This is a genomic window from Actinomadura luteofluorescens (genome assembly GCF_013409365.1).
Lineage (GTDB): Bacteria > Actinomycetota > Actinomycetes > Streptosporangiales > Streptosporangiaceae > Spirillospora > Spirillospora luteofluorescens.
In genome coordinates, this window is record NZ_JACCBA010000001.1 from 6,192,948 (window position 1) to 6,205,230 (window position 12,283).

Here is a 12,283-nt window from a genome sequence, read left to right on the forward strand (position 1 = left end):
CATCCGCCGGGAAGACCTGCAAGACTGTGCGGATCATCGCCCGGCTCGTCACGGTCCCGGCCCGCGCGAGTACGCCCGACACGATAAGGACACGGCATGGCTGACAAGAGCCGCGACCCGGAGGCGCTGGAACGGGAGATAGAGCGCAGCCGGCAGCAACTGGCCCGCACCATCGACGAGCTCGCCGAGCGGGTCAATCCGAAGAACGTCGCGCAGCGGGGCGCGGAGCGGCTGAAGGAGGAGGCCGACCAGGTCGCCAAGGCCCTCGGCGCGATGGTGCGCCCCTCCGACGACGAGGACGGCGAGGGCGGTCAGCTCGACAGGCGGCTGGTGTTCGCGGGCGTGGGCGCCGCGGTCATCGTGACCGCCCTGGTCCTGCGGCGCCGTAGGCGCAGGCGCCGCTGAGCCCCCTTCCCGAGGCGCCGGTCCGCGGTCCGCGGCCGGCGCTTCCGCGTCTGCGGACGGAGCGGGCGAGCAGTTCGGCGACGTCGCGGAGCCGGGCGAGCTCGGTCCGGCACGGCGGGCAGCCGCTCAGGTGCGCCGACAGCGCGTCCGCCTCGGCGCCGGCGAGCCGCCCGATGGCGTAGACGCCGAGGCCGATCCGGTACACCCCGCAGTCCGTTCCTCCCACGTCCTGGAGTACGGGCGCGGCGGTCCCGCCGTTCAGCGGGCCCGCCCGTTCAGCCGAGGTCGGGCGCCGTCGCGGTGAAGCGGGCCTCGACGGTGGCGCGGACGATCTGCGTCTCGGGCTCCAGGTCGATCGGCTCGGGCTCCTCGGCGGGGCCGCCGCCCGCCACCCGCCCGTAGCCGGCGGCGAGCGCGACGGGCCCGCCCGGGACGGTGTCGCGGCCGAGCCCCTCGTCCGACAGCTCCACCAGGCCGGTGAGCCGGGCCCCGAGCGCCTCGGCGTAGCCGCGGGCCCGGTCGACGGCCTCGTTCGCCGCCTGCCGCGCGGCCCGCCGGTACACCTCGCTGCCCTGCCGCAGCTCCCACTCCGGCCCGGAGACGGAGGTGCGCTCCAGGTCGCCGAGCCGGGTGACCAGCTCGCCCAGCACCGCGAAGTCGCTGACCGTGATCTTGATCCAGACGGTGCCGCGGTAGGCGCGCACGTCGCCCTCGCGCCGCCGGTACTTCAGCAGCGGCGTGATCGACAGGCCGCCGGTCTCCAGCTTCTCCACGGCCTCGCCGTAGGACTTCACCAGGTCGAGGCACTGCTGGTTGCGCTCGGTGAGCCGGTCGAGGGCGGTGCGCCGGTCCGGCTCCTGCGACTGGACGTGCACCGACAGCCGCGCGATCTCCGGCTCGGCCTCCAGGACGGCCTCGCCGCGAACACTGATCAGGGGAGCGTCGCTCATGTCCCCCAACCTAGACGGTCGCGGGGACGCTCACAGGAACGTGCGGCCCTCGCCCCGGTAGGTGGGGACGGTGCGGACGCGCCGGCCGTCCTCGATGAGGTGCAGGGCGTCGAAGCGTTCGCACAGCTCACCGGCCTTGGTGTGGCGGAACCAGACGCGGTCGCCCACCGCCAGCAGGTCGGCGGCGCGTCCGAGCAGCGGCGTCTGCACCTCGCCCGCGCCCTCGTTGCCGTCGTAGGACAGGCCCGTCGGCAGGTAGGGCTGGGGGAGGCGGACGGTGTCGGCCGGTCCGGACGCGAGGTAGCCGCCGCCGAGGCACGTCACGACGCCGGGCGCCGGGCGCCGCACGACGGGCAGCGCGAACAGCGCGGCGGGGCGGCCGGTGAAGTTGGAGTACTGGTCGAACAGGTGCGGCTGGTAGAGGCCGGAACCGGCCGCGACCTCGGTGACGGCGCGCTCGGCCGCGGTCTTCTCGACGCTGCCGGTGCCGCCGCCGTTGACGAACTCCAGCTCGGTCAGCTCCCGGACGCCCCGGACGATCGCCGCGCGGCGCCGGGCCAGCTCCGCCCGGGACTGCCGCTGCATGGCGCGGATGACGCGGCCCCGCGCGGGGCGGCCGGGCGGCACGTCGCCGACGCCGGCGATCTGCGACTCGTAGGCCATCAGCCCGACGAGGTCGAGCGAGGGCCGCTTGAGGACCAGTTCGGCGAACGCCCGGACGTCGGCGGCGGTGTGCAGCGGGGAGCGCAGCGCGCCGATCCGGACCCGGCCGCCGAGCGTGCGGTACGAGGCGTCGATGTCGATGCAGACCCGCACGCGCCGGTCGCCCGCGGCGGACTCGATCAGGTCGAGGTGCTCGGGGGAGTCGACCATCAGCGTGACGGCGCGGGCGGCGCGGGGGTCCTCCGCGAGCGCGGCGATCGCGGTGCGGTCGGCCGTGGGGTAGGCGACGAGGATGTCGTCGCCGACGCCCTCGGCGGCCAGCCAGAGCGCCTCGGGGAGGGTGAACGCCATGATCCCGGCGAACCCGTCCATCGCGAGGACGTCCTCCAGGAGGGCCCGGCAGCGCACCGACTTGCTGGCGACCCGGACGGGCTTGCCCGCGGCGCGGCGCACGAGGTCGGCGGCGTTGGCGCGGAAGGCCGCGAGGTCGACGACGGCGAACGGCGCCTCCAACCCGGCGGTCGCGGCGTCATAGCGGTCCCGGAGGTTCATGCTCGTCACGATCCCACACTACCGGGAGAATATGAAAAGCTCTCACGTCCCGTCGCGCGGATGTGCGGCGAAGAAGCTCCACAGCATCGGGCTCGCCTCCTTGGGCCACGCGTGCCGCCCGCCGTCGATCCTGCAGAAGGTCACGGCGACGCCGTGCGCGCCCTTGCCCGTGCTCTCGCACCGGGTGTCGCCGCTGAGCGCCTTCACCCGCTCGCGCGGCTGGGGCAGCCCCGCGAGCCTGCGCCAGAAGTCGACCGCGTCCGAGACCGGCGGGAAGGGGCGCCTGTCGTTGAAGTCGCGGTTGCCGCCCCCGTTGAAGGGCACGTTCCCGTCGGCCGTCCCGTGGAAGATCATCGCCGAGACCGGACGGCCCGGATCGCACTCGGTCACCAGGGCGCCCTCGACCACCCCGATCGCCGCGACCTTGCCCGGCTTCTCGCAGGCCATCCGGTACGCCATCCCGGCGCCGTTGGAGAACCCGGTGACGTAGACGCGCTTCGGGTCGGCCAGCCCGGCGCCGGTCAGCTCGTCGATGAGCTTGCCGAGGAACCCCACGTCGTCGACGTTGCCGACCTTCGCCGCGCCGCAGCAGTCGCCCGCGTTCCACGTGGTCATGACCCCGTCGGGATAGGCGACGAGGAAGCCGTGCTCGTCCGACAGCCTGTCGAAGCCGGTCAGGTCCCGCATCTTCGACATGGTGGCCAGTCCGCCGTGCAGGGCGATGACCAGCGCGGGCCTGTCGGCCGGCTTGCCGTTCCTCCACTTCCCGTCCGCGACCTTGGACGGGACGTGCAGCAGGTACTCGCGGTGCCCGACCGTCCCCACGTCGAGCTTCTGCTTGTGCGTCCCCTCGGAGGTCGGGATGCCGCCGGCCGTCGCCGGACGTCCGTCCTTCCCGCCCTCGCCGCCCTTCCCGCCGGTCTTGCCGGTGCAGCCCGCCAGGGCCAGGGTGACCGCCAGCGCCACGAGCGCGATTCGCCGCATGGGGGCAAAGGTAACCCCAAGCCCGGGCTTCAAACTACTCACCGGTAGACAGCGCGGCGGCGGACACGGCGGCCGCGGGCCGCGCCCGACCGGCCGGTACGGCGGCGCGGCGGGGCGCCGCCGCGTAAGCTCGGAAGGGACCCGTCCTGAGCTGGCGCTTCCCGCGCCGCGTTAAGAATGAGACCCGTGAGCGAACCCGTGAACGAGTACGTGCTGACCCTGTCCTGCCCCGATCGGCCCGGCATCGTGGCCGCCGTCTCGGGGCTGCTGGCCGAGCGCGGGTGCAACATCGTCGAGAGCCAGCAGTTCGGCGATGGCGAGACCGGCACCTTCTTCATGCGGGTGCAGTTCGCGGCGCCGGGCGACACCGACCCCGACGGGCTGCGCGGCGCGTTCGCGGCCCTGGCGCCCGAGCTCGGGCTGGAGTGGCGGCTGCACCCGCTGGCCGAGCGCCCGCGCGTGCTGATCATGGTGTCCAAGGGCGGGCACTGCCTCAACGACCTGCTCTACCGGACGCGGTCCGGGCTGCTCGACATCGACATCGTCGCGGTCGCGTCCAACCACCCCGACCTGCGGCCGCTCACCCAGTCGTACGGGATCGACTACCACCACCTGCCCGCCGGCCAGGGCGGCAAGGCCGCGCAGGAGGCCGAGATCCTCACGCTGGTCGAGCACTACCGCGCCGACCTCGTCGTCCTCGCCCGGTACATGCAGATCCTGTCCGACGACTTCTGCGCCAAGCTGCCCGGCGCGATCATCAACATCCACCACTCGTTCCTGCCGAGCTTCAAGGGCGCCCGCCCCTACCACCAGGCGCACGCGCGCGGCGTGAAGCTGATCGGCGCGACCGCCCACTACGTCACCGCCGACCTGGACGAGGGGCCGATCATCGAGCAGGAGGTCGCGCGCGTCGACCACACCCACAGCCCCGAGGAGCTGGTGGCCGTGGGACGCGACGTGGAGTGCCTCGCGCTGGCCCGCGCCGTCCGCTGGCACGCCGAGCACCGCGTGCTGCTCAACGGCGACCGGACGGTCGTCTTCCGCTGACCTGCGGTTTCCTTGACGGCGAACGCGTGAGATGTCGGCATGGCGTGTTTCACTCCGCGTGACTTTCGCGCACCATGAGTGACGAGGCCGGACATGTCGAGGGCTCACGGGGGTGGCTATGGCCGAGACGCTGGTCAAGGAGCTGATCGAGGAGGCGCAGGGCAGGCGGCAGGCGCGCCGGCTCGCCGTCCGCGAACTGCGGCCCCGGCGCGCGCTCGCCGGGCTCGCCGCGGCGCTGCTGGTGACGGCGTTCGGCGGGGTGGCCGCGATCGAACTGCTCGCCGGGGCGCTCGGCTCCGCCGTCCATCCGGTGCCGGGCGTCGCCCCGGTCGTGGAGACCCTGCGGCGGCACGCGTGGAACGACCCGGACGTGCTGACGGCGGCGGGCGCGGTGGCCGCCCTCGGGGTCGCCTTCATGGCGGCCGCGCTGCCCGGACGGCTGCGCGGGGTGCCGCTGGCGGGCGCCGATCCGCGGCTCGCGGGCGTCATCGGCCGCGCCGCGCTGCGCCGCGCGCTCGCGGCCGCGGCGATGGAGGTCCCCGGCATCGAGCGCGCCCGCGTCCGGGGCCTCGGGATCTTCCGCCGGGGCGTCCTCGTGCGGGCCGCCACCCACTACCGCAACCCGGCGAACCTCGCCGACCTCGTCCACGACGCGGTCGACGCGCGCCTGGACCGGATCGAGCCGATGCACCGGCCGCCGGTCGACGTCCGCCTCGGCTGGCGGAAGGACTGATGATGAGGATCGCGATCGCCGTCACCGGGGCGGTGCTGCTGCTGGCCGGCGCGTCCGCCCTCGCCCTCGGCCTCGGCGCGTTCGACGCGTTCGGCGCGCTGTCGGAGCGCCCGCTGCTCGACCCGGCGCTGGCGCGCTTCGCCCGGGAGACCGGCTGGTTCCTGCCGGCCGCGGCGGGCGCCGCCGAGGTGCTCGCCCTCGCCGGCCAGTTGTGGCTGGTCCTCCAGGGGCGGGCCGTCGTGCACCAGCGGTGGCCCGACCTCGACCCCGAGACCCGGGCCCGCGCACGCGCCGCCGCCGACGTCCTGCACCGCGACGCCCGCGGCCTGCCGGGCGTCCAGGACGCCCGCGCCCGGCTCACCGGGACGGCCGACCGGCCGCGGCTGCGGCTGAACGTCTCCTGCGCGGGCGACGCCCTCGTGAGCGAGGTGTACGGGGAACTGGGCGCGGGCCCGGTCGAGCGGTACCGCCGCGCGGTCGGCATGCCCGACCTTCCGGTGGTGATCCGCTTCCGGCCGGAGGCCGAGCGGACCCGCGGGCGCCTGCGCGGGCGCCGCCCGCAGCCCGAGTCGGCGTGAGGCGGCCGCCCGGCGCCGGAGCGGGGACGCGCGGCGCCGGGCGGCCGGGCCGCTAGGCGGGCGCGCCCCCGGCGGCGGGCACCGGCGGCCCCTCCCGCGTCCCGGACGGCTCTGCGGCGGGGCCGTGGTCGTCCAGCAGGGTGTCCTCGTTGAACGGGTCCTCGCCGGCGAGGACGCGGCGGGCCCGCCCGGCGTCGAACTCCTTCGTCCACGTGCCGATGACCACGGTGGCGACGGCGTTGCCCGCGAAGTTCGTCAGCGCGCGGGCCTCGGACATGAACCGGTCGATGCCGACGATGAACCCCACCCCGTCCACCAGCGCGGGCTTGTGCGACTGGAGGCCGCCCGCGAGGGTCGCCAGGCCGGCGCCGGTGACGCCCGCCGCGCCCTTCGACGCGACGATCATGAAGAGCAGCAGCGGGATCTGCGCGCCGACCGACAGCGGCCGGTCCTGCGCGGACGCGATGAACAGCGTCGCCATCGTCAGGTAGATCGCGGTGCCGTCGAGGTTGAAGGAGTACCCGGTCGGCACGGTGATGCCGACGACGGGGCGGCTCACCCCGAGGTGCTCCATCTTGGCGATCAGCCGGGGCAGCGCCGACTCCGACGACGACGTCGACAGGATCAGCAGGAACTCGCGGGCCAGGTAGCGCAGCAGGGCGAACACACTGATCCGGCTGACCGCCCACAGCACCGCGCCGAGCACCGCGAACACGAACACCGCGCACGTCGCGTAGAAGCCCAGCATGATCACCGCGAGGCTCTTCAGCGCGTCCCAGCCGCTCGACCCGACCACCGCCGCGATCGCGCCGAACGCCCCCACCGGTGCCGCCCACATGATCATCCAGAGGATGCGGAACACCAGCCTCTGCAGGTGCTCGATGCCCCGCAGGATCGGCGCGCCCGCCGGGCCGAGCCCCTGGAGCGCGAACCCGGTCAGCAGCGCCACCAGCAGCGCCTGCAGCACCTGGCCCTCGGTCAGCGCCGACACCAGCGTGTCCGGGATGATGCCGAGCAGGAAGTCGGTGGTGCCCTCGCCCCCCTCGGCCTGCGACTTCGCCTCGGCGACCGACGAGGGGTCCAGGTGCAGCCCGGCGCCCGGGTGCAGCAGGTTCCCGACCACCAGCCCGATGGCGAGGGCCAGCGTCGACATCACCAGGAAGTAGGCGATGGTGACCAGGCCGATCCGGCCGACCTCGGCCGCCCTGGCGACCGAGCCGATGCCGAGCACGATCGTGCAGAAGATGATCGGCGAGATCATCATCTTGATCAGGTTGACGAACGCGGTGCCGATCGGTTTCAGCTCCTGCGCGAAGTCCGGCGCGAGCAGCCCGACCACCGCGCCCGCCACCACGGCGGCGACGACGGCGAGGTACAGGTAGCGGACGCGGTTGCGGGAGGGTTCGGAGGCGGGCGGGGTCACGGGGGACCTCCTCGGCTCAGGACCCCGGCCTCGGTGCGAGGGGCGGCGCCCGCCCGGTCCGGTCGGATCCGCGGGCGGGCCGCCGCCCCGCGGCGGCGCCCATCCTCCGGCCGGGGCCGGAGCATGCACACCGTGGGCGCCGCACTGGAGGTGAGCTCGCAGGTCAGGCGGGGGCTGGGGGTCTGTCCGCACATGAGTGTGCGCGGTTCTGTGACCGGGGTCACCCTTGTGTACATTTCGTTCACGGCACGGTGCGATGTGGTGACACCGAGACGCGGTGGGGCCGAGGCGGGAGGGGGGACGGAGTGCGTCCTCGATGGACGGCGCCGGGCCGCTGGAGCCTGGCGCGGCAGCTGCTCGCGCTCCAGGCGGCGGTCCTCGGGCTCCTCGTGGCGGCGGGCGCGGCGCTGGCCTTCCTGGACTCCGGCCGCGCCGTCGACGACAGCGCGACCCAGACGGTGTCGGCGGTCGCGGTGAGCATCGCCGACGCCCCGACCGTCCGCGCGGCGCTCGCCGACCCGGCCCCGAGCCGCCTGCTGCAGCCCTACGCCGAGCGCGTCCGGCACGACACCGGCGTCGACTTCATCACGATCATGAGTCCGGCGGGGATCCGCTACACGCATCCGAACCCGTCGCGCATCGGCGGGACCTTCGTCGGCAACACCGCCCCCGCGCTCGCCGGCCGGACGTTCACCGAGACCTACACCGGAACGCTCGGACCGTCCGTGCGCACCGTCGCCCCCGTCTTCGGCGACGACCACCGCGTGGTCGCCCTGGTCGCGGTCGGCATCACGGTCAAGGCGATCTCGGCCGAGCTGCGCCGGCGCCTGCTGGCCCTCGGCGCCGTCGCCGCGGCCGTCCTCGCCGTCGGGATGGCCGGCAGCTACCTCGTCTCCGCCCGCCTCCGCCGCCAGACCCGGGGCGTCGCCCCGGGCGAGCTGCGCGGCATGTTCGAGTACTACGAGGCGATCCTGCACGCCGTCCGCGAAGGCCTCCTCATCCTCGACCGCACCGGCCGCGTCGTGCTCTGCAACGACGCCGCCAGGCACCTGCTCGACCTTGACGCCGGGCCGTCCGGTGCGGCCGGCGGGGACGCGGCGCCGTCCCGGGCGCCCGCCGGGGAGCCGCACGGGCGCGACGTCGCGGAGCTCGGGTTGCCGGAGGAGCTGGTGGAGACGCTGGTGTCGGCCGTGCCGCGGTCGGACGAGATCCACGTGGGGGACACGCGGGTCCTCGTGGTGAACACCTCGCCCGTCCGGTCGCGGGACCGGGTGATGGGCAACGTCGTCACCCTGAGGGACCACACCGAGCTCCAGGCGCTGACGGGCGAGCTGGACACGGTGCGCGGGTTCGCCGAGTCGCTGCGCTCGCAGGCGCACGAGGCCGCGAACCGCCTGCACACGGTGGTGTCGCTGGTGGAGCTGGGCCGTTCCGAGCAGGCCGTGGAGTTCGCGACCGCCGAGCTGGCGAGCGCGCAGCGGCTCACCGACCGGGTCGTCGGCTCGGTCGGCGAGCCCGTGCTGGCCGCGCTGCTGCTCGGCAAGTCCGCCGAGGCGGGGGAGCGCGGCGTGGAGCTCGTGATCGGCGAGGACACCGTGATCGAGGGCGCGATCGAGCCGCGCGACCTGGTGACCATTCTCGGCAACCTCATCGACAACGCGGTCGACGCGGCGATCGAGGGCGCCGCCGACCGGCCGCCGCGCGTCGGCGTCAGCGCCCGCGAGGAGGACGGGGCGCTCGTGCTGGAGGTGTCCGACAGCGGGCCTGGCGTGGACCCGTCCGCCGTGCCCGCGATGTTCCGGCGCGGCTGGACGACGAAGGCGTCCGGCGGCCCGGTCGGGCACGGCCTCGGCCTCGCCCTGGTCGGCCAGGCCGTCCGCCGCAACGGCGGTGACGTGCGGGTGAGCGCGAGCGGATCCGGCCGCGGCGCGGTGTTCACGGTCCGGTTGCCCCTGGCGGCGCGAGCGGCCGGGTCCCGGCGCGGGGACGGTGAAGCGTGATCAGAGTGCTGGTCGTCGAGGACGACCCGGTGGCGGCGGAGGCGCACCGGACCTACGTCGAGCGGGTCGCCGGGTTCACCGTCGCCGGGGTCGTGCACTCGGGGGCGGACGCGCTGCGGTTCTGCGAGCGGACGCAGGTCGACGTCGTCCTGCTGGACTTCTACCTGCCGGACACGCACGGCCTCACCGTCTGCCGCGCGCTGCGCGCCGGGGGACGGGACGTGGACGTGATCGCCGTGACGTCCGCGCGGGACCTCGCGGTGATCCGCACCGCCGTGGCGGTCGGCATCGTCCAGTACCTGCTGAAGCCGTTCACGTTCGCGTCGCTGCGCGACAAGCTCGTCCGGTACGCGCGGTTCCGGGAGCAGGCGGTGGGCTCGGGGGAGGTCAGCGGGCAGGCGGACGTGGACGGGATGCTCGCCACCCTGCGCACCCCCGACCGCCACGCGCTGCCCAAGGGGATGAGCGGCGAGACGCTCCAGGCCGTGACCGACGTGCTGGCCTCGTCCGCCGACGGCCTGTCCGCGGCGGCCGCCGCCGACCTCACCGGCGTCTCCCGGGTCACCGCGCGCCGGTATCTGGAGTACCTGGCGGAGAACGGGCTGGCCGACCGCCGCCCCCACTACGGCCAGGTCGGCCGCCCCGAGGTGCGCTTCTATCCCCGCTAGACGGGGTACTTATGGACCGACAGTTGGAACGACATCGGGGGAGTTGTCGTGAACGACAAGCCTGGCAAGCCCGGGAAGCCCACGGGCAAGGCGGAGTCCGAACCGGAGCGCGAGAAGCGGCCGCGCCGCGGCGAGGAGGCCACGGGCAAGGGGCCGAAGCGCAAACCGGGCGACGCCGCGCGCAAGATGCGGGAGATGTACAAGGGCTAGACGGTCGCGTCGGGTCGGCGGCCCCGATGCTTGACGGCGGCTTGAATTCCCATTTTGGGTCTATGTCGGCTTGTGGGGCTAATGTCCAAAGGGAACGCGACGTCGAGGAGATCAGGAGGCACGCTTGTCCGACCGACGACATTCGGGCGGCTCCACCGAGGGGCTCTTCGACGCATGGAGGGTATAGACGGACAACGGCATGGGCCCCTCCCGCTGAGCGGCCCGAAGACCCGGGGGTCGTGGCGATCGGCTACGGCCCCCGGGTTTTCGCCTGCTTAGTTGTGTAATCCAACTCACCTTTGCGGTGGATTGTGCTCCCCGGTTCGCCGAGCGGATACTTCCGGAGTGAGTTGGAAAACGCAACGGAGGTGGGTTCCATGCGCGACGCGGTGATCGTGGAGGCCGTGCGCACGCCGCTCGGCAAGGGCAGGGCCGGCGGCGCCCTGCACGGCGACCATCCGGCCGACCTGCTGGCCCGGACGCTGACGTCCCTGGTCGAGCGGGCGGGCATCGACCCAGCGGCCGTGGACGACGTGATCGGCGGCGTCGTCACCCAGGCGGGCGACCAGGCGCTCAACCTCACCCGCACGGCCGTCCTCGCCGCCGGGTTCCCCGAGAGCGTCCCCGCCATGACGGTCGACCGGCAGTGCGGCTCGTCCCAGCAGGCCCTGCACATCGCGGCGCAGGGCGTGCAGAGCGGCGCCTACGACATCGCCATCGCGTGCGGGGTCGAGTCGATGTCGCGGGTCCCGATGGGATCGAGCGTCCTGCCGGGCAGCGATCCGTTCGGGACGCTGCTCCCCGACCGCTACCCGGGCGGGCTCGTCGGCCAGGGCATCAGCGCCGAGCTGATCGCCGCCCGCTGGGACCTGTCGCGGGAGGAGCTCGACGCCTACGCCTTCGAGTCCCACCGCCGCGCCGCCGAGGCGTGGAAGAACGGCGAGTTCGACCGGGAGGTCGCCTGGACGGGCCAGCGGGACGAGACCGTCCGCCCGGGGACGTCGCCGGAGGCCCTCGCCGCCCTGAAGCCCGCCTACCACGACGAGCGGACGGCCGAGCGGTTCCCCGAGATCGGCTGGAAGATCACCGCGGGCAACGCCTCCCCGGTCAACGACGGCGCCGCCGCCGTCCTGGTCATGGGCGCCGACGTCGCCGCGCGGCTCGGCCTGCGCCCGCGCGCCCGCTTCCACGCCTTCGCCGTGACCGGCGACGACCCCCTGCTGATGCTCACCGCGATCATCCCCGCGACCGCGCGGGTGCTGGAGCGCGGGGGCCTCACGCTGGACGACATCGACCTGTTCGAGGTGAACGAGGCGTTCGCCCCGGTCGTCCTGGCGTGGGCGCGCGAGACCGGCGCCGACCTCGCCCGCGTCAACGTGCGCGGCGGCGCGATCGCCCTCGGCCACCCGCTCGGCGCGAGCGGCGCCCGCCTCATGACGACGCTGCTGCACGCCCTGGAGGACCGCGGCGGCCGGTTCGGCCTGCAGACGATGTGCGAGGCGGGCGGGCTGGCCAACGCCACCATCGTGGAGCGGCTCTGACGTGCCCTGCCCAGGCCACTTCGAGACAGGCTCTAGGCTTCCCGGTATGCCGAAGGACGCCGATCCGCGCGAGTGCTCGATCGCCGACACCCTGGACCTGGTCGGCGAGCGCTGGAGTCTGCTGGCGATCCGGGAGCTGAGCTACGGGGTGCGGCGGTTCGACCAGATCGTCCGCAACACCGGCGCGTCCCGCGACATCCTCACCGCCCGCCTCCGCAAGCTGGAGGCGAACGGCATCATCAGCCGCGAGCGCTACAGCGACCACCCGGTGCGCTACGAGTACCGCCTCACGCCCGCGGGCATGGAGCTGTGCGACGTGCTGCTCGTGCTGATGGCCTGGGGCGACCGGCATCTGCACCCGGACGACCCGCCCGTCAGCTGGCGCCACTCCTGCGGCGAGGCCGTCAGCCCCCAGGTCGTCTGCCGTCACTGCGGCGGCGAGGCCCGCCGCGGCGCCCACTCCCCGACCGGCCGAGGCGCCCGCCCCTGACCCCGCCCGCGACCGGCGGGGCGGGGGTGTGGCGGCACG

General features: G+C 74.3%; 14 protein-coding genes. 9 read left to right on the forward strand and 5 right to left on the reverse strand.

Annotated elements, in window-relative coordinates:
* Window positions 1–96: 96 nt before the first annotated feature.
* Window positions 97–405, forward strand: a complete 309-nt coding sequence (locus tag BJY14_RS28890) for a DUF3618 domain-containing protein (RefSeq protein WP_179846483.1) — start codon at window positions 97–99, stop codon at window positions 403–405.
* Here the strand turns inward: BJY14_RS28890 and BJY14_RS46750 are convergent.
* The 4 genes from BJY14_RS46750 to BJY14_RS28910 are packed head-to-tail and all read right to left on the reverse strand — an operon-like array spanning window position 356 to window position 3,554.
* Window positions 356–631 (reverse strand): zf-HC2 domain-containing protein, encoded by a 276-nt coding sequence (locus tag BJY14_RS46750; protein WP_179846484.1) that lies wholly within the window; start codon window positions 629–631, stop codon window positions 356–358. The two genes, BJY14_RS28890 and BJY14_RS46750, sit on opposite strands and share 50 nt — an antisense overlap.
* Window positions 632–680: 49 nt before the next feature.
* On the reverse strand, window positions 681–1,355 hold the full coding sequence (locus BJY14_RS28900; protein WP_179846485.1) for an SIMPL domain-containing protein: 675 nt from the start codon (window positions 1,353–1,355) through the stop codon (window positions 681–683).
* A gap of 30 nt (window positions 1,356–1,385) precedes the next feature.
* Entirely contained in the window at window positions 1,386–2,570 is a 1,185-nt protein-coding gene (locus BJY14_RS28905) for an amino acid deaminase/aldolase (protein WP_179849701.1), read from the reverse strand.
* A 42-nt stretch (window positions 2,571–2,612) separates the two neighbouring features.
* Entirely contained in the window at window positions 2,613–3,554 is a 942-nt protein-coding gene (locus tag BJY14_RS28910) for a CE1 family esterase (protein WP_179846486.1), read from the reverse strand.
* A 177-nt stretch (window positions 3,555–3,731) separates the two neighbouring features.
* On the opposite strand from BJY14_RS28910, the gene purU reads away from it, so the two are divergent.
* The 3 genes from purU (at window position 3,732) to BJY14_RS28925 (ending at window position 5,912) form a co-directional block, all read left to right on the forward strand.
* Window positions 3,732–4,601 carry a formyltetrahydrofolate deformylase gene (purU, locus tag BJY14_RS28915; protein WP_218905626.1) on the forward strand — a complete coding sequence of 290 codons (870 nt, stop codon included), beginning with the start codon at window positions 3,732–3,734 and terminating at the stop codon, window positions 4,599–4,601.
* Between the two features lie 118 nt (window positions 4,602–4,719).
* The gene (locus BJY14_RS28920; RefSeq protein WP_179846488.1) at window positions 4,720–5,334 is read left to right on the forward strand and encodes a DUF6286 domain-containing protein; all 615 of its coding nucleotides are present in this window, start codon (window positions 4,720–4,722) and stop codon (window positions 5,332–5,334) included.
* Window positions 5,334–5,912, forward strand: coding sequence for a hypothetical protein (locus tag BJY14_RS28925; RefSeq protein WP_218905627.1), 579 nt, complete (start codon window positions 5,334–5,336; stop codon window positions 5,910–5,912). Before BJY14_RS28920 ends, BJY14_RS28925 begins: the two co-directional genes overlap by 1 nt.
* 52 nt (window positions 5,913–5,964) lie before the next feature.
* Here BJY14_RS28925 and BJY14_RS28930 read toward each other — a convergent pair whose 3' ends face one another.
* Window positions 5,965–7,335: a cation:dicarboxylate symporter family transporter gene (locus BJY14_RS28930; protein ID WP_179846490.1), complete on the reverse strand. Its 1,371-nt coding sequence runs from the start codon at window positions 7,333–7,335 to the stop codon at window positions 5,965–5,967.
* A gap of 305 nt (window positions 7,336–7,640) precedes the next feature.
* On the opposite strand from BJY14_RS28930, the gene BJY14_RS28935 reads away from it, so the two are divergent.
* The 5 genes from BJY14_RS28935 (at window position 7,641) to BJY14_RS28955 (ending at window position 12,244) form a co-directional block, all read left to right on the forward strand.
* Window positions 7,641–9,335, forward strand: a complete 1,695-nt coding sequence (locus BJY14_RS28935) for a sensor histidine kinase (protein ID WP_312879458.1) — start codon at window positions 7,641–7,643, stop codon at window positions 9,333–9,335.
* Window positions 9,332–10,003: a response regulator gene (locus BJY14_RS28940; RefSeq protein ID WP_179846491.1), complete on the forward strand. Its 672-nt coding sequence runs from the start codon at window positions 9,332–9,334 to the stop codon at window positions 10,001–10,003. Before BJY14_RS28935 ends, BJY14_RS28940 begins: the two co-directional genes overlap by 4 nt.
* 48 nt (window positions 10,004–10,051) lie before the next feature.
* On the forward strand, window positions 10,052–10,213 hold the full coding sequence (locus BJY14_RS28945) for a hypothetical protein (RefSeq protein WP_179278653.1): 162 nt from the start codon (window positions 10,052–10,054) through the stop codon (window positions 10,211–10,213).
* A gap of 377 nt (window positions 10,214–10,590) precedes the next feature.
* On the forward strand, window positions 10,591–11,754 hold the full coding sequence (locus tag BJY14_RS28950; RefSeq protein ID WP_179846492.1) for a thiolase family protein: 1,164 nt from the start codon (window positions 10,591–10,593) through the stop codon (window positions 11,752–11,754).
* 46 nt (window positions 11,755–11,800) lie between these two features.
* Window positions 11,801–12,244, forward strand: coding sequence for a winged helix-turn-helix transcriptional regulator (locus BJY14_RS28955; protein ID WP_179846493.1), 444 nt, complete (start codon window positions 11,801–11,803; stop codon window positions 12,242–12,244).
* The last annotated feature ends 39 nt before the right edge of the window (window positions 12,245–12,283 follow it).